Genomic DNA, 16816 nt, shown 5'->3' on the forward strand with positions numbered 1-16816 from the left:
AAAAAAGCCGGGTTCATCCCGGCTTTTTTCATTATAATGCAGTGAATCTTGGTGGTTCGATTCCATTGGCTCTGATGTAAGAAATCGCTGCACCACGATGATGGGTACAGTGATCATCTATCAATCCCAATACTTGTCTTCTGCTGGCAGTATATCCGAAAATGTCGATTTTTTCGGCTAGTTGTGCTTCTGTCAACTTTGAAAATGTAGCTTTGCCGTAATCATAGCAAGCCTCTACCAATGCCTTTAATTCAGCTTTTGTGGTTGGCTTTTTTTCTAGATCTATTCCAGAATCTTCTCCCATCAAAAAACCACCACCGATTCCAACAATGGCTGAGCTTAAGTGAGTTACTTGTTCATTGAAACTCATGGCAGTCTCGTGAGGCTTGTAATTTTGAAGATCATCAGGCATTGTCTCCACTACTGCTAAGGTCAATTTCTTGCCATTTTCCCATTTCATCATAAATTCTTCCATGTTAGTCTGAGCTGTAGCCACAGTTTGACCCACAAAAAGGAGCATGATGACGAATGCACTTTGAAGGATAGTTTTGCTTGTTTTCATAGTTTTGATTTTTGAATTTTATATAAATATCGTTATTCCAAAGCGCAAATCAATTCAATTTGATAACTTTGAATCATGTCATTTAAGAACATTTACTGGATCACTATTTTATTGTTGGTTAGTAGCTGTGGAGGGGATTATCTTCCAAGGCCAACAGGCTATAACAGAATAGACCTTCCAACGCATGATTTTGAAGTAATCAAAGGCGAATATCCTTACCGATTTGATTCTCCAATAGCAGTAGAGGTTGAGCAAGATTCTTTCAATTTGAATCAAAAAGACTGGATCAATCTTAACTATCAAAAATTCGGTGCCAAAGTTCACCTTACTTATTTGCCATTGGGGAGCAAAGGTGGAGATGTCAAAATGGTCTTGAATGATGCGATCAATTTGACTGCCAAGCATCAAATCAAAGCTTATGGCATTGAAGAGTCAGTGTTTTTGACACCTAAGGGCTACACAGGAGTAGTGGCTGAGTTGAGTGGAGAAGTTCCAACACAATTCCAGTTTTTTGTCACGGATTCTACCAAGCATTTCCTCCGTGGGGCACTTTATTTTGATACTGCCATGAAAAACGATTCACTCGCCCCAATCATCGAACATGTCAAAGTAGATATGATGCATCTGATCAATACTTTGGAATTTGTCAAGTAATGTGGAAGACACCAAGATGCTAAACTCTAGTCATAAGGAGTGAGATGCTAGACATTTAAATGTCATGTCCTGACAAAGAGATGAGAATATGCCCTGTAAGGCCTGTCCCGAGGATATTGGGAGGCTTTTGACATTAGCTTAGAGTTGTAACCCAATACAATGGTAAATGTCTGATTCGCTTTTGCCCTGACAGGGCAATTGAATAGCTAAAGAGAATAAAAAGAAATCTATAAATAAAGTGTCAAGAAAAATCAGGACGCGACAGAGTGTCAAGTAATTTCAGGACGCGACAATGAGAGAGAGTGAGAAGCCTGAAAGTCTTTAACAACTTCATTAACCCTCGGTGAAACCGGGGGATGAAAACACAATTATGGCGTCGCACGACCCTGAAAGGGTCGAACATTAAGATGTTGATAATTAAGGATTAAGAAACGAGAAGAAGAGACCCATCACGAAGTTCCTCTCTGGCGTCAGACTGGGTTGAACTTCTCTAACCAATAGAAAATTGTGTCAAGTATTTTCAGGAAGAGACAGTTCAGGAATAAGCAAAAAATATCCCGTCCATATTGCAAACTGGACGGGATTACTAAATGATTTTACGCTTCTTTGCCAATAGCTTTAATTCCAAAGTTGTTTGCTTGCTTATGTTCAATATCTATGAGTATCTAGTATCAATTAATATCGGATCTAAGCTAAATCAGGCTTTTCTTTAGTTAGTGGCAAAGTTCCGTATATCCATATTTTGTAAAAAGATTTATGGAATGGCATTTTACTTTCTATAAAAGGCCATTATACAAATTCTCACCTCATTTTTTTCCAACTTCTAAAAATAATAATGCCACCCAAAATCGCAATACCTGTAGCTATGGAAGCAGCTGCTACATTTCCATATATCCAGAAGCCTACGGCAAATAGGGTTGCATAAACCATCACTGATCCGACTAACATCAAACCAATTTCCATTGGCAATTGACCTTGTTCTTGTTCTTCTTCGGGGTAGCGATCCAGTAGTTTTTTCCACCCAAAGGCTGCTGGTTTTACTTTTCTGTAAAATGTAAGCAAAACAGCATCTTTTTCAGGCTTGGTAAATAAAGTCACAGAAACCCATCCGATTGTAGTGATAATGACGCCATATAAAATTTTAAGATACTCTTGGCCTTCTGCGATAGGAATGATGTTAAATTTTGGGTTGATGTATTGAAAGAAAATTGCCACAACCAAAGAAATCAACATGGCAGCGATTTCGGTTTTTGCATTGATTCTCCACCAGAACCAACGAAGAATGAAAATTGCTCCTGTTCCTGCTCCGATTTGAAGTAATATCTCAAAGGCTTCCAAAGCATTTGATAATGCCAGTGCCAGCAAAGCAGCTAACCCCATCAAAACTACTGTGGATATTCTACCTACCATAACTAACTCCTTATCGGTTGCTTCCGGCTTGAGAAATCTTAGGTAGAAATCATTTACCACATAGGAAGACCCCCAATTGAGATGTGTGGATAATGTTGACATAACTGCCGCAATCAAAGAAGCTAACACCAAGCCTATCAAGCCTGCTGGTAAGAACGTAAGCATTGCGGAATATGCCAAATCATGTCCCATCTTATCCACTGGAATATGTGGGAAGGCATCTTGCATATCAGATATATTTGGAAAAATTATCAAGGAACCCAAAGCGATGATGATCCATGGCCATGGCCTCACTCCATAATGTGCAATGTTGAAAAACAAAGTCGCACCAATGGCATTTTTCTCATCTTTGGCAGAAAGCATCCTTTGGGCTATATAGCCTCCTCCACCTGGCTCAGCACCAGGGTACCATGTAGCCCACCACTGTATAGCCAAAGGCATGATCAACAAAGGCACAATAACATTCATATCATTGAAATCAGGAAGAAAATTCAACTTACCCACTACATTTGGATGGGTGAGTAAATTGTCCAAAGAGCCAATTTCCGGAAGATCCAAAATATAATATGCAGCTCCAATTGCTCCAGCCATTGCTATAAAAAACTGGAAGAAATCTGTCAATAACACACCTTTTAGACCACCCAATGAACTGTAGATTACAGTTACAATCGATGCGATCAACAAGGTTTCAATGGGGCTTAACCCAAGCATCACTCCGCCGATTTTGATGGCAGCCAATGATACTGTTGCCATGATTACTACATTGAAAAATACCCCAAGATAAAGAGCTCTAAACGCCCTCAAAAATGCAGCTGACTTCCCGCCATATCTCAATTCATAAAATTCCAAGTCTGTGGTCACCTCTGACCTTCTCCACAATTTTGCATAGACAAAAACTGTCAACATTCCTGTTAATAAAAATGCCCACCAAACCCAGTTTCCAGATACTCCGTTTGTTCTAACTATATCTGTTACGAGATTTGGTGTATCAGCTGAAAATGTTGTCGCTACCATGGATACACCCAATAGCCACCAAGGCATATTCCGCCCAGATAGAAAAAATTCCTTTGCTGATGTACCTGCCTTTTTTGATGTATACACTCCAATAAGCATTGAAATCACAAAAAAAGCAGCAATGATGCCCCAATCTAGTAGCGATATGTTCATATTTTATTGATTTTATTATTTAATTTTTTTATTTTAATTATAATACTTAAATAAAAATTTTACTAATGTATATAAATTTTTCCCAAACACAAAGAGCCTTTAGATTAAGGTTTTTAATTTAAATGAATGATTCATTCAAAAATCTTACTTTTGCAAAATAAATTTCTTCAAGCATGGATTCTTTTTCTTTTTTACCTGAACTCAATGGTCTTTACAATCTTAATTGGGAGGGTAAGCAAGTCAAGCCATTTGGTAGTGGACATATTCACCAGACATATAAAGTGATTGATCCACAGCAGACCTATATTCTACAACGATTCAATAAATCTGTATTTAAGAACCCTGAGATCATTTCACATAACCACGAGCTCTTGATCAAATATATGGATTATTTGAGCTTACCTTTCGAGTTTCCACTTCCAATTGTAAATATTTTAGGTTTCACCCTTTCGGCTATAAAAGAGGATTTTTTCCGGATCTCTCCTTTTGTAGATGGTGTATGCTTAGAGGAAGTAGTAGAGCCCAAACATGCCTATTTGGCAGCCAAGGCATTCGCTGAATTGATCATTTCGGGTAACAATTTAGAAATTGATGAATTCAAGGAAGTAATTCCTGGCTTTTTGGACTTAGAGCTAAGGTTCAATCAACTCCTAGAAGCTATCGAACAGTCAAAAGCACCAATTGAGGGTGAGGTTATGGAATTAGTCGATTTCTTTACTTCCCGAAAATTTTTGGTGGAGGAATATAAAGTTTTGAAGGAAAAGCTTCCCTTAAGACTAACACACAATGATACTAAAATCAATAACCTTATTTTTTCTGAAGATTTAGAAAGTGTAAAGGCTGTTATTGATCTGGATACAATTATGCCAGGTTATGTTTTCAACGATTTTGGGGATTTGGTTAGGACTGTAGCGTGTTCACAGGGAGAAAACTCTATAAATTGGGACGAGATTTATGTTGATAAAGCCAAATATGCCAGCCTTCACCAAGCATTTACTGATGTAGGAAAAGGTGTTTTTACGAATGAAGAAATCAAATCTCTTCATTTTGGAGGAAAAATGATGACTTGTATCACTGGATTTAGATTTCTTACAGATTTTTTAAATGGAAATGTGTATTACCAAACCAAATATGAAAAGCAAAATCTGCATCGGGCAAAAAACCAGATGATACTCTTGCAGTCTTTGGAAAGAATCAGTTAACCTTATTGGCGACTTCTTTTATTTGTTGAATAAGGGAGGTCTCTTTTTTTGCCAATCTGTATTTTCTTGATAAGCTCTTCCTAGCATAATCAATTTTTCTTCTTCAAATAAATTTGCAAGGAAGGTAATCGATACGGGACTTCCGTTTTCTAAGAATCCACTAGGCATGCAGAGTGCAGGATGGCCTGTGAGGTTGGTTATTTGAAGTTGATTTCCCCCATAAGACGGAGTGATGATTACATCATATTCTTGGAAAAGCTGATGCATCTCTTCAATCAAAACGGATCGCATCCTGCTAGCTTGTATATATTCCACAGCTGGGATAAACCTCGCTGACCTGAAAAGGTTTGGCCAAGCATTTTTCCGTTGATTAACCATCAAATCATCCAAATCCATTCTGGTCATATCATCAAATGCAGCAGCACCTTCTGCTTGTAGCATAATCAAAATGCTGCTTACATCAACAGAAGTTTTAAGCTTAATGGGAGTAAGAGCTACGCCCATTTTCTTGATATCCTCCAAAACTTGCCTGTCAAAAGCATTGCCTTGCCTTTCGCCTTCGAAAAAATCTTCTAAGTATCCGATTTTCAGGTTTTTTATAGTGTTATCCACATTGTAATTAAAAGCTGCGGGAATCGTACTTTTGTCTAGCTTATCAACACCATTGAGTACAGAGAGTATTAAACCATTATCCAAAGCTGATCTCGAAATTGGCCCTATTTTGTCCATACTCCAGCTTAAGGCCATTGCGCCATGTTTGCTGACTCTTCCAAAAGTAGGGCGTAATCCAGTGACTCCATTCCTTGTAGATGGAGACACAATACTTCCTAATGTTTCTGTACCAAGGGCAAACGGAATCAGCCCAGCACTTACAGAAGATGCTGATCCTGCCGATGAACCACTCGCTCCTTGATTGAGATTCCAAGGATTTTTGGTAACTCCTCCATACCAAATATCTCCCATAGCTAGTGCTCCGAGTGTAAACTTTGCAAGTAATACCCCTCCAGCATCATTCAACTTATCCACAACTGTGGCCGTTTCATCAATCTCTTGGTCTTTATATGGCATTGCTCCCCATGTCGTTTTGGTATTTTTGACTGCAAACAAATCCTTGATTCCATAAGGTATTCCATGAAGTGGTCCTCGATATTTTCCTGATTTGATTTCTATGTCCATTGCTTTGGCTTGGTCTAGCGCTTCTTTCTCCAAAAGTGTTATCACAGATTGCAAGGTGTCTCCGTAGAGTTTGATTCTATCCAAATAGATTTTTGTCAATCTTTCTGACGTAATCTTTTGGTTTTTGATTAGTGAAGAAAGCTCGGCGACAGATAAAAATGCGATGTCATGATCTTTTTCTGGAAGATCAACCTCTGATGGTAAACCCCATTTTAGCGTTTCTTGATTTTGGCTTGGGAAAAACCCTTGGGGAAGGGGATTGAAAATCAATGAAGGACTGATTGAATTATCAATTTTTTTCTCCCGCATTTTTTCATAACCTGACTTGTAATTTTTAAGGTTTTGGATCATGCTGTCTTTTTCTGAAGGTGAAAATGACAAACCTATCAATGTCTCCGCACCTTCGATAGCTTGAGGGGTTATCTCCCCAACTTTCTTTCCGACAATGAAACCAGTCAATAATAAAACGGGAACCATAATAATTATCCCTATTCTGCGGGTGAATGTAAAATCCTTCATGTAGTTTTGTTATAGAAAAGAAACCTCAATGGTGCTTTTTTGTTAATTCTTCTGAAGATAATTAAATTATAATATGGATAACACTAGTCTTACACCGACGTTCCCAATGCCTATGCGAGGCTTGTTATTACTTACAGGAATGTACAGCTTTGCTTGGTCTGCTTTTTTCAGGTATTTTGGAGAAGACCTCTTGAGGTGGTTATCTATGGAGTCTGTTGCGCCTGTTGGTTTGAGTGCAACAGCTTTGGGTAGCTTTGGGATGCTTGTAGGCTTCTTGGTTTTTCTCAGTGCTTTCTATCCTATTTCATGGCATTACCTTATTGTAGTAGGTATTGCTGGAAAATTAGCTCTTGCTCTTTGGTTTGGGTTTGGGTTTGTTCCTGAATTAGGATGGAATAAAAGGACTATTTTCCACCTTGTATTCACAGAATTACTTTGGCTAATTCCATTAATCACAATTTATTTGCGCGCAATGAAAGTAAGAAGCTATATCAAGGCCTTGCCAGAAGAATAATTTCATGTTACTCCTATTCTACATTATGAAGCGTTCCACAATTCTTTTTCTCATAGCATTCATGTTTTCGTGCGCTTCCAGAAATGAAGAGGTAATTGAAGTGTTTAGCATAGAAAGTATTCACACTTTTGCTGAACCAAATGTTAAATTTGGAGAGCCTTATCTCTTTACTTCTCCAAAAGGTAAAGTTTATCTTTCATGGATCGAGGTGGAAGAAGAGATTAATTACTTGAAATATTCTCAATTATTTGATGGTGAATGGTCTCCCCCAATTCAAATTGCATCAGGCTCAGACTGGTTTGTGAATTGGGCAGATTATCCGCAATTAGCAGCTTTTGAAGACGGTACTTTAATTGCCTTCTTTTTGGTAAAAAATGGGAAAGGGACTTTTTCTTACGATATCAAGACTACGGTTTCGCAAAATGGTCTTGATTGGTCAGATCCAATGGTAATTCATGATGATGGTACCCAAACTGAGCATGGTTTTGGGTCGATGTTTCCGTGGGGGAATGACATGTTGATAACTTGGCTTGATGGAAGGAATACGCAAGAAGGCAGTCACGATCATGCAAACCATAATGGACATGCAGGTCAAATGAATCTTCGAGCAGCAATATTGACGAATGAGGGGGTGAAGTTGGATGAATGGCTTTTAGATGACCGTGTTTGTGATTGTTGTCAAACAGCAATTATACTTTTTGAAAATTCGCCGATGGTATTCTTCAGAGATCGATCACATCAAGAAGTTAGAGATATTGGGATGATTCGATTTGTGGACAACACTTGGCAAGAGACCCAACCTGTTTACAATGATTTTTGGAAAGTCGAAGGCTGTCCTGTAAATGGTCCTAGAGCAGCGAGTTTTGGAAATACCTCCGCTGTGGTTTGGTACACTGGAGTCAATGGTAAATCAGAGGTAAAGGTGTCTTTTATCCAATCAGGTGAATCTACTTTTGATAAGCCAATCAAAATAGATTTAGGGAAAACAATTGGTAGGGTAGATATAGCGCTTTTGGATGAAGAAACAGCAGTTGTGTCCTGGATGGAAGGTTCCAATATCTATCTAAGAGAAGTCAATGTAAATGGTGTGACAGCAAAGCCAATTCTTATCGCCTCCTCATCTGAAAAAAGATCGAGCGGTTTTCCACAGTTAACTATTGATGATGAAACAATTGTCTTAGCTTGGTCTGATGACAGCGGTGATGATCCTGTAATAAAAACAGCCAAGATAAAGGTTAGGTAGCATTTTTTATTTTACCATTTAGTGGAATCTCACTATTCAATAAATTATTTCTAAAGACTGTTATATAAAAATATGTATATCCGCTTTCTTGCGCGTAGCCAATCGATAGCTTGTTGGGTGAGTGATTTCAAGTTGGTTGACCACGCCGCGGCGCACAAGTATGGGCTGTAGTCGGTCGACTAGTATCCACCTGATCTTGCCTCTTCTTACCCAACATTCAACATTGCGAATACTCATATAAAAAAACCCTCCAGAAATGATTTTCAGAGGGTTTTGCATTTAATATTTAACTTAACAAAAATCAACTTCCACAACCAACGCAGTCGATGTGGCTATCCATCGGCTTTACTCCTTTGAGTTGCATTTCCAAGTTGTGGATTTGATCTCTTGTATCCATGTCTTGAAACATGTCTCCAGTCAGGCTAGACTTCAATTCTTCAATTCTTTTTTCGAGTGATGTGGTCTGTTCTGTAGTCATAATTTGTTTGGTTTTTATTCTAATCGATTTTCAATATAAAAAAGTTCTGTAAAATTTTCACACTGTTGACCCTAAGAACTTTAATTTATTTGTGGCTGAAATTGTCATGAGGCTTTTAATTTTTTTCCAGCAGATGTTATATCCAATCTGCTGACTGCTTTGTGTAATAATTGACAATTATCCACAAAATTATAGCTAGTTTATTCCTTCCTGACAAAGAAGCGGATTGTCTTATTTCTTTAATTTCTTCTCTAAAGGAACAATCCTTGTACAATTTTTGTCACTTATAGTAATAATGTTAGTTTCTATTTTTAACCTAAAACCCTCAAATCAATGGAGAAAGTGATTTTCGATCAACTAAAAGAGTTCAGGAAAACATTGCACCAAAACCCTGAATTATCAGGTGAAGAGAAAGAAACTGCCGATCGTGTGGTAAAGTTTTTTGAATTGATTAAGCCTGATTTAACGATCAATAAGCTTGGAGGAAACGGCTTGGCATTTGTGTTTGAAGGGAAAGAGGAAGGAATGACCTCACTCTTTAGATGTGAGCTTGATGCTTTGCCAATCGTAGAAAACAACAATATAAAACATCGGAGTAAAGTTCCTGGTATCTCTCATTTATGCGGGCATGATGGCCACATGGCAATCGTTGCAGGTTTAGGATTACATCTTAAAGACCACCGTCCAAAAAAAGGGCGCGTTGTATTGCTTTTTCAGCCTGCTGAAGAGACTGGTAAAGGTGCAGAATCGGTGATCAAGGATAAGAAGTTTTCGCAGATTAGACCTGATTATGCCTTTGCACTTCACAATTTGCCAGGCTATGACAAAAATCAAATAGTGATGAAAAAAGGAGCATTTGCAGCTGCTTCTGTTGGCATGATTATTAAACTAAAAGGGAAAAATGCGCATGCATCACATCCCGAAGATGGTAATAGCCCCGCTGAAGCCATGTCCAAAACCATCGTAGCTTTGCAAAAGTTGCCTGATGCGATGAAAAAGTTTACTTTGATTACTGTAATTCATGCTAGGCTAGGTGAAGTTGCTTTTGGGACTACACCAGGAGATGCTACTGTGATGGCGACATTGAGGGCTTATGAAACGGAGACGAGGGACTTGCTAGTCACTTATGCAGAAAAACTTTGTACACAAATTTCAAAAGAGTATGGGCTTGAAATTTCTTTTGAATATGTGGAAGGATTTGATGCTACTCATAATCATGAGGAGTCTTGGGAGTTTGCAAATGAAGCAGCAAAAAAATTAAAACTTAAGACCAAACATATAAGGATTCCATTCCGATGGTCTGAAGATTTTGGACATTTTTCCAACAACACCAAAACGCTTCTTTTTGGCTTAGGAGCTGGCAAAAAACAACCGCAACTTCATGAAAACAATTATGATTTTCCAGACGACATTATTCCTGCTGGAGTAAAGATGTTTGAAGAAATCATCAATCAAATACATGGATAAAATCCATTCCAATATTTAGTTTAGAGCCCATGCAAATCAGGGATTCGTTATAAATCAAAACTCTAATTCATTTACCTCTAATGGAAGTTGTGATTTACAAACTGTCTGAAAAGTATAACATTACCCCAAACCTCTTGTTTTTCCTTTAGAATCTATCAAATTCCCTATGAATCATACCTCTTATATTGAAATAAGCAAGTCAGCATACAAAAAGAATATTCATTTTTTGAGATCGGAAGTAGGTGAAAACACCACGATATCGGCAGTGGTCAAAGGAAATGCCTATGGACATGGGATCGAAAATATTGTACCTATAGCTGAGGGAGTTGGAATCCGTCACTTCAGTGCATTCAGTGCTGACGAGGCTATTAGAGTTTATAATTCCAGTAAAAAGCAATCAGAAATCATGATTATGGGTATGCTCCAAAACACTGATTTGGAGGGGTTGATCGAAAAAGGGATCAGTTTTTTTGTATTCGAATTTGATAGACTTGAAGAAACAATCAAAGCCGCCAAAAAACTTCAGCTCAAAGCAAAAGTTCACATTGAAGTGGAGACTGGCTTCCACCGTACTGGATTTGAATGGGAAGACAGAGAAAAGTTATTCAAAACACTAAGCTCTAATTTAGAACATTTGACACTTTCTGGATTGTGTACACATTATGCGGGTGCGGAGAGTGTTTCAAATTATGTGAGAGTTAGAGACCAAATAAAAAAATACTTGGCCTATAAAGATTGGCTCCTTGAAAAAGGACTACTATTCGAAAAGTTCCATACGGCATGTTCAGCCGCTACTTTTAGCTATCCTGAGACGATTATGGATATGGTGAGGATAGGGATTGCGTCTTACGGTTTTTGGCCGACGCAAGAGACATATATGTACAAATTCAAGACACTTCCCGAAAACAACAAAAATCCATTGAAGAGATTGATCAATTGGAAGAGCAGTATCATGAGTTTGAAAAAGGTAAAAATGGGAGACTTTATAGGCTACGGGTCTAGTTATATGGCACCAAGGGATATGGTAATTGCTCTCGTTCCAATAGGATATTCACATGGATATAGTCGCTTACTCAGCAACCAAGGGAAAGTATTGATCTCAGGCAAAATCGTATCTGTAGTAGGCACAGTCACCATGAATAGCATTGCAATAGATATTACTGACTTGAGTGGTGTCAAAAAGGGTGATGAAGTAGTATTGATAGGAAAGCAAAAAAAGAATGAAATCACAGTTGCTTCATTTGGCGAGTCTATTCAACAAATTAATTACGAATTGCTTACAAGATTACCACTTGATATACCTCGAAATGTCATTGCTTAGTATTATTCAAAGGTATTCGTACAATTTAAGATCTGTTGAGTGAGATAAATCAGGAAATGATGGAATTAAAAAAGAGGTTTAAAAATGAAAAATATATCAGCTTCATTTTTAAACCTCTTTTTTTTAATCTTCCTTATGCCGCCTGTCCCGCTTTTTTAAGGAAGTTGTAATGAGACTTTAGTGCAGAAAAGAAAGATTCATTGTCGTGATAAGGCAAATCAAATTCATGCGCTGTTTCTTTCACTATTTCTGATATAGCTGGATAGTGTATGTGACAGATTTTTGGGAAAAGATGGTGCTCCACCTGAAAGTTCAACCCACCACAAACAAAGGCTGCTAATTTGCTTTTTCTAGCAAAATTTGCAGTTGTTCTCATCTGATGTGCTGCCCATGATTCTTCAATGTTTTCATTCTCTTTGGGATGTGGTATGTGTGTTTCCTCTACCAAGTGAGCCAACTGAAATACCAAACCCAATACTAATCCCATCGTGAAATTCATAGCCAAATAGCCAATCAAAAACTGCCACCATGTGATGTCCATGATCACCAATGGCAAGATGATATACATTGTATAATATACTAACTTGTAGAAAAACAGGTTAAAGTATTCAATTTTTGGATGATTATTGACGTGCGCACCTATTCTTGTTTGGAAGAATTTGACATAGTCTTTTCTAAAAAACCAAGAAATAGAAGCAAGTGAATAAAGGAAAAACGCATAAAAATGCTGGTATTTATGAATTGGTTTGATTTCTTCATCCTTAGAAACACGAATCAAGCCTGGAGCCACATCCAAATCACCGTCATGCCCCATAATATTGGTGTAAGTATGGTGTACTTTGTTGTGTGTGATTTTCCAGATATATACGTTTGCACCGATCAAATTGAATATGTATCCCAAGGAGTTGTTGATCCATTGCTTTTTGGAATAAGAACCATGTAAGGCATCGTGACAAATATTGAAACCTATAAAGGACATTGTTGCTCCAAGTCCAATAGCTAATAAAAGACTGCCCCAAAGTGAAAATGCCTCAAATAGAATCAGAAAATAAAAAGATACAAACAGTGTAAGGTATAGGATGGTCTTGAAAACCATCAAACCGTTGGCTGTTTTAGATATATTATTACTCTGGAAATAATGGTCAATTCTGGATTTGATAGTAGCAAAAAACTGAGAATTGTTCGAGTCGACGAACTTAATGGATTGGTTCATATAGGTAATTGGAATAATTTAATTTATGATGGCTGGGTATGGCCTTTATGTAAGTTTACCGTTTGATTTTTTTTCAATCAGCTTCCTTACTTCACAGAATTAAGATATTCTTGGCCTTGCTAAGACTTGCGTTAAAATAGTAATGTGAACTGTTTTAAAGTTAGGAAATAAATATTAGTAAGCCAAAATCTTCTTAATATCTGCCGGAGAATAATTGACAGATTTAAGGGTCTTTCTATCTCCTTCTCTAAAGACTAAATAAAGTTCCCCTTCCTTTTCATAGAAACATGAAACACCTTTATCTTGATAATGTTTGACAGTTGCTTCAGCTTCGGAAATGTCTTTACAAGCCTTACTCATATTAGAACGCTGTACCTCGTCAAATAATTCCTTAAATCTATCTGCTAAGCCGAATTCCAATATTGCACCAGAAAGGACATACTGTATATCACACAGTGCATCTGCAACTTCCACTAAATCATTGCTGGCTATGGCTTCTTCTAGTTCTTTTAACTCTTCGGCAATCAGTGATACGCGCAAGTCACACCTCTTTTTGTCGGGAATCTGCGGGCTTGATAATACTGGGTGCTTGAAGGTTTGATGAAATTCAGCAACTGCCGAAAGTGTGCTAGGTTCTTCCATAGGTAAATAGGTTTTTGATTTATTGCATTGAATTTAACCTTAAAGAAAACAAAAAAGGCCGAAATTATCCGGCCTTTTTTCATAAAAATTAATTCCTAATAAAGTAGTTTTTGTGAAAACCTTTTATTTTTTCTTCAAAATCACTGAAGATTCAAGATTGCTTTCGATTCTAGATAAGATAGTCGCATTTCCATCAGCACTATTTGGCCCGATATCTATCCTTCCATCAGAATTTGCATCTACTGCTGTACTAAAATCTACTCCTGCAAAAAGCTTGCTCATATCGAATGAAAGAACCATTTCTGTTTCACCATCTACTTCTATTCCAGTTGCATTTTCAGATTTAGCTTTTAGAATCTTTTCATTTGTCAACCAGATTGTTGATATTTTCCCATCGATTTCACCTGCTATCCATAGAGATTTCTCATACATTGGGTCATTTTCATTTCCTTCTGTCTTTTTGAATAACCTAAAATCAACTTCTGTGTAGTTCCCATCAGGGCTTCTGCCTTCTGCGAGTGTAGAAACCATCACATTGCCATTGTTTACAAGGATGAGGTTTCTCGATTTTGAAGCTTCTGTATGGAATGCAGTATTTACATTGGTTTTAAAAGTAATGTCCCCAATGCTGATTCCTGCCAACAAGTCCGCTTTAGCAGCGTACTTCATTTCGACATCCTTTGTTCCGACTGAAAATTGGCTTACTTCAAACCCATTCACGTTTACCCTTTCATTGATTCGGGCGCCAGCAGTATTACTATTAGAGGCTGTGGCACTTAACGCTACATTGCTTTGTGGTTCATTTGCATTCACATCATCATCTTCTGTACAAGAAAAAGAGATTAGTCCAATAACTAGAGCAAAAGCAATTTTTTGATAGTTTTTCATTAAAATTTTCATCTTCATAATATGTTGGTTTAGAACCATACCTACGCAATGCCTATGCCAACGAATGGATTAAAAAATGACATTATATTGAGATTTTAAACCTTTTTACTGTTAACTTTTACTTAGAGGTGTAAAAACATTGATTTTTGGCTTTAGCAGCCATGACATTCTGCTCCAAATAGGAGGTTCAAAAAATAAAAAATATTCGAAATATCAGCACTCTTGTATGAAATGAAAAAGGTGAAAGTTAAAAGGAAATGTTCCTTTCAACTTTCACCTTTTTGTCCATTCCTATAATATTGGATAAGTGGAGATCTACTTCCTTTGCAGAAACTAGATAAAAGATCTACTTGAAGCAATCGATAAGCTGATTGCGACTATCCAGATAACTTCAAGAAATTAAGTCAATGCAGCATATCTTTCAGATACAGCTTTCCAATTGATTACATTCCACCAATTTCCTATGTACCCACCTCTATCGTTCATGTACTTTAAGTAATAAGCGTGTTCCCAAACATCAATTCCCAACAAAGGAGTTCCTTTGAAATCAGAGACATCCATCAATGGATTATCTTGGTTTGGTGTAGAGCCCACCGCGAGTTTTTGGTCATTTCCAACTACTAACCATGCCCAGCCAGATCCAAACCTCGTTTTGCCGGCGTCTTCAAATTTTTTGACAAATTCATCGAAGCTACCAAACTCGGCATCTATTGCTGCAGCAAGGTCTCCTTCAGGCTTCCCTCCAGCATCTGGACCCATTGTTTTCCAAAACAACTCGTGATTATAATGGCCACCGGCATTATTGCGCATTTTCGTAGAGTACTTTGATATATTCATCAAAACATCTTCAAGAGGCTTGCTCACATCTACACCTTCTTCAGCAGCTGCCTCAGCTAAGTTTTTGGCATAACCGGCAGCGTGCTTGGTATGGTGAATTTCCATTGTCATGGCATCGATATGTGGTTCGAGTGCATTGTAGTCATATGGGAGCTGATTTTGGTCAAAGCCAGTACTCAGCGCTATTTTTTCTTCTTCGCTGGCTCCACCTCCACAAGCTGAAAGAAAAGCAGAACCAATGACACTAGATCCGAGACCTAAAGCAAATGTTGCTTTAGAACTTTGGCTCAAAAATACTCTTCTTGATACATTAAAGGATGATTTTTTCATTTTTTTATGGTTTTCCTTTTAATTGATTGCGTTATTTAGATAGCTTTTTTTGGGTCAATTATATTCAATTTGGCCTAAGTTAAAGATTTCATGCCGATAATAAAACCATATTTCGGACAATAAGTCTGATTTTATGACAAGTTGCTTATGTTTGTAGAACCAATAACCCTTGGTTTGGTTTTTGAATTAAAGTTTTATCTGTAATTCTATCATTAGGGTTAGTTGGGTTATGGAATGTGGATAAGCTTCTCCTTATTAAAGTTGGAAAAAGGAATTTCATCTTAAATAAAGGAAGATATCCACCTATTATTACAAACATTGAGCAATTGAGATTTAGTAGAATGGAAATATCTTTTTATAAATATCAGGGAACTGGAAATGATTTCGTCATGATTGATGACAGAAGTGAAGTTTTTCCTGAAAGAGATCTAAGTCTTGTCCAGCAGCTATGTGACCGAAAATTCGGGATTGGTGCTGACGGTTTGATTTTGATTCGAAACAAAGAAGGCTTTGATTTCGAAATGATTTATTTCAATGCGGATGGCTCCCAAAGTATGTGTGGCAATGGGGCGAGATGCGCTGTTGCATTTTCGAAGTTCTTGGAAATAGTAGCTTTAGAAGCATCTTTCCTTGCGATAGATGGTCCGCATCAAGCATCGATTTCTGATGATATCGTTTCTTTGGGAATGGGAGATGTAAAGAGTCTTTCCAATTCTGGACAGGATTTCTTTGTAAATACAGGGTCTCCTCATCATGTCAGATTTGTAGAAGATGTAGCACAATATCCAATAGTGGAAACTGGGGCAGAGATTAGATACAGTAAAATGTATGAACCTGGAGGGACAAATGTGAATTTTGTAACACCCCTTTCATCAGATGAAATTCACGTGAGGACATACGAAAGGGGAGTAGAAAACGAAACCCTCTCTTGCGGAACTGGAGTCACGGCCTGTGCCCTTGTGTATGGATACCAAAATTCTCTCAATGAAGTCATTATCAAGACGCAAGGTGGGAACTTGAAAGTCAAATTCACAGCCTTAGCAGATGGTTCATTTAAAAATATCACTTTGATCGGACCCGCGAAACAGGTTTTTCAGGGAAAATGGAAAAGTGATCAATAAAAATTTCATTTAAATGTGAAGTATAAATAATTAACTAGTAGAAAAATTGAATTGTGATTTTTGGCTTTTTTA

15 protein-coding genes are annotated in these 16816 nt (G+C 37.5%); 7 read left to right on the top strand and 8 right to left on the bottom strand.

Annotated elements, in window-relative coordinates; translation table 11 throughout:
* Positions 1-31: 31 nt before the first annotated feature.
* Positions 32-562 (bottom strand): DinB family protein, encoded by a 531-nt coding sequence (locus MM213_RS06640; protein ID WP_241410706.1) that lies wholly within the window; start codon positions 560-562, stop codon positions 32-34.
* A 75-nt stretch (positions 563-637) separates the two neighbouring features.
* Here MM213_RS06640 and gldD point away from each other — a divergent pair, with 75 nt between their 5' ends.
* Positions 638-1216 carry a gliding motility lipoprotein GldD gene (gene gldD / locus MM213_RS06645; protein WP_241410707.1) on the top strand — a complete coding sequence of 193 codons (579 nt, stop codon included), beginning with the start codon at positions 638-640 and terminating at the stop codon, positions 1214-1216.
* A gap of 801 nt (positions 1217-2017) precedes the next feature.
* Here the strand turns inward: gldD and MM213_RS06650 are convergent.
* A complete protein-coding gene (locus MM213_RS06650; protein WP_241410708.1) occupies positions 2018-3793 on the bottom strand; it encodes a sodium:solute symporter family protein in 1776 nt (591 codons plus the stop codon).
* Positions 3794-3966: 173 nt separating this feature from the next.
* Here MM213_RS06650 and MM213_RS06655 point away from each other — a divergent pair, with 173 nt between their 5' ends.
* Positions 3967-4995 carry a phosphotransferase enzyme family protein gene (locus MM213_RS06655; protein WP_241410709.1) on the top strand — a complete coding sequence of 343 codons (1029 nt, stop codon included), beginning with the start codon at positions 3967-3969 and terminating at the stop codon, positions 4993-4995.
* A gap of 18 nt (positions 4996-5013) precedes the next feature.
* On the opposite strand, the gene MM213_RS06660 is transcribed toward MM213_RS06655, so the two are convergent.
* Positions 5014-6690: an amidase gene (locus MM213_RS06660; protein ID WP_241410710.1), complete on the bottom strand. Its 1677-nt coding sequence runs from the start codon at positions 6688-6690 to the stop codon at positions 5014-5016.
* 73 nt (positions 6691-6763) lie between these two features.
* Here MM213_RS06660 and MM213_RS06665 point away from each other — a divergent pair, with 73 nt between their 5' ends.
* Complete coding sequence (locus tag MM213_RS06665) at positions 6764-7204, top strand: hypothetical protein (protein WP_241410711.1); 441 nt, start codon at positions 6764-6766, stop codon at positions 7202-7204.
* 25 nt (positions 7205-7229) lie between these two features.
* Entirely contained in the window at positions 7230-8447 is a 1218-nt protein-coding gene (locus MM213_RS06670) for an exo-alpha-sialidase (RefSeq protein ID WP_241410712.1), read from the top strand.
* Positions 8448-8748: 301 nt separating this feature from the next.
* Here MM213_RS06670 and MM213_RS06675 read toward each other — a convergent pair whose 3' ends face one another.
* On the bottom strand, positions 8749-8925 hold the full coding sequence (locus tag MM213_RS06675) for a hypothetical protein (RefSeq protein ID WP_241410713.1): 177 nt from the start codon (positions 8923-8925) through the stop codon (positions 8749-8751).
* Positions 8926-9258: 333 nt separating this feature from the next.
* Here MM213_RS06675 and MM213_RS06680 point away from each other — a divergent pair, with 333 nt between their 5' ends.
* Together MM213_RS06680 and alr are read left to right on the top strand one after the other, a co-directional pair.
* A complete protein-coding gene (locus MM213_RS06680; protein WP_241410714.1) occupies positions 9259-10392 on the top strand; it encodes an amidohydrolase in 1134 nt (377 codons plus the stop codon).
* Positions 10393-10558: 166 nt separating this feature from the next.
* A complete protein-coding gene (gene alr, locus MM213_RS06685) occupies positions 10559-11713 on the top strand; it encodes an alanine racemase (RefSeq protein WP_241410715.1) in 1155 nt (384 codons plus the stop codon).
* Positions 11714-11846: 133 nt separating this feature from the next.
* Here the strand turns inward: alr and MM213_RS06690 are convergent, their stop codons facing one another.
* From MM213_RS06690 to MM213_RS06705, 4 genes are all read right to left on the bottom strand, one after another.
* Positions 11847-12926: a fatty acid desaturase family protein gene (locus MM213_RS06690; RefSeq protein WP_241410716.1), complete on the bottom strand. Its 1080-nt coding sequence runs from the start codon at positions 12924-12926 to the stop codon at positions 11847-11849.
* A gap of 174 nt (positions 12927-13100) precedes the next feature.
* A complete protein-coding gene (locus MM213_RS06695) occupies positions 13101-13568 on the bottom strand; it encodes a pyrophosphohydrolase domain-containing protein (protein WP_241410717.1) in 468 nt (155 codons plus the stop codon).
* Between the two features lie 123 nt (positions 13569-13691).
* Positions 13692-14474 carry a hypothetical protein gene (locus MM213_RS06700; RefSeq protein ID WP_241410718.1) on the bottom strand — a complete coding sequence of 261 codons (783 nt, stop codon included), beginning with the start codon at positions 14472-14474 and terminating at the stop codon, positions 13692-13694.
* Positions 14475-14855: 381 nt separating this feature from the next.
* Positions 14856-15623: a superoxide dismutase gene (locus MM213_RS06705; RefSeq protein WP_241410719.1), complete on the bottom strand. Its 768-nt coding sequence runs from the start codon at positions 15621-15623 to the stop codon at positions 14856-14858.
* Between the two features lie 341 nt (positions 15624-15964).
* Between MM213_RS06705 and dapF the strand changes: the two genes are divergently transcribed.
* Positions 15965-16744, top strand: a complete 780-nt coding sequence (gene dapF, locus MM213_RS06710; protein WP_241410720.1) for a diaminopimelate epimerase — start codon at positions 15965-15967, stop codon at positions 16742-16744.
* The last annotated feature ends 72 nt before the right edge of the window (positions 16745-16816 follow it).

Source organism: Belliella alkalica (assembly GCF_022549785.1).
GTDB lineage: Bacteria > Bacteroidota > Bacteroidia > Cytophagales > Cyclobacteriaceae > Belliella > Belliella alkalica.

Excerpts from the sequence above, each read along its gene's own strand:
- MM213_RS06680 (WP_241410714.1), top strand. The coding sequence starts at position 9,259 with ATGGAGAAAGTGATTTTCGATCAACTAAAAGAGTTCAGGAAAACATTG.
- MM213_RS06665 (WP_241410711.1), top strand. The coding sequence starts at position 6,764 with ATGGATAACACTAGTCTTACACCGACGTTCCCAATGCCTATGCGAGGC.
- MM213_RS06660 (WP_241410710.1), bottom strand. The coding sequence starts at position 6,690 with ATGAAGGATTTTACATTCACCCGCAGAATAGGGATAATTATTATGGTT.
- MM213_RS06650 (WP_241410708.1), bottom strand. The coding sequence starts at position 3,793 with ATGAACATATCGCTACTAGATTGGGGCATCATTGCTGCTTTTTTTGTG.
- gldD (WP_241410707.1), top strand. The coding sequence starts at position 638 with ATGTCATTTAAGAACATTTACTGGATCACTATTTTATTGTTGGTTAGT.
- MM213_RS06700 (WP_241410718.1), bottom strand. The coding sequence starts at position 14,474 with ATGAAGATGAAAATTTTAATGAAAAACTATCAAAAAATTGCTTTTGCT.
- MM213_RS06675 (WP_241410713.1), bottom strand. The coding sequence starts at position 8,925 with ATGACTACAGAACAGACCACATCACTCGAAAAAAGAATTGAAGAATTG.
- MM213_RS06695 (WP_241410717.1), bottom strand. The coding sequence starts at position 13,568 with ATGGAAGAACCTAGCACACTTTCGGCAGTTGCTGAATTTCATCAAACC.
- MM213_RS06670 (WP_241410712.1), top strand. The coding sequence starts at position 7,230 with ATGAAGCGTTCCACAATTCTTTTTCTCATAGCATTCATGTTTTCGTGC.
- MM213_RS06655 (WP_241410709.1), top strand. The coding sequence starts at position 3,967 with ATGGATTCTTTTTCTTTTTTACCTGAACTCAATGGTCTTTACAATCTT.
- dapF (WP_241410720.1), top strand. The coding sequence starts at position 15,965 with ATGGAAATATCTTTTTATAAATATCAGGGAACTGGAAATGATTTCGTC.
- MM213_RS06690 (WP_241410716.1), bottom strand. The coding sequence starts at position 12,926 with ATGAACCAATCCATTAAGTTCGTCGACTCGAACAATTCTCAGTTTTTT.
- alr (WP_241410715.1), top strand. The coding sequence starts at position 10,559 with ATGAATCATACCTCTTATATTGAAATAAGCAAGTCAGCATACAAAAAG.
- MM213_RS06640 (WP_241410706.1), bottom strand. The coding sequence starts at position 562 with ATGAAAACAAGCAAAACTATCCTTCAAAGTGCATTCGTCATCATGCTC.
- MM213_RS06705 (WP_241410719.1), bottom strand. The coding sequence starts at position 15,623 with ATGAAAAAATCATCCTTTAATGTATCAAGAAGAGTATTTTTGAGCCAA.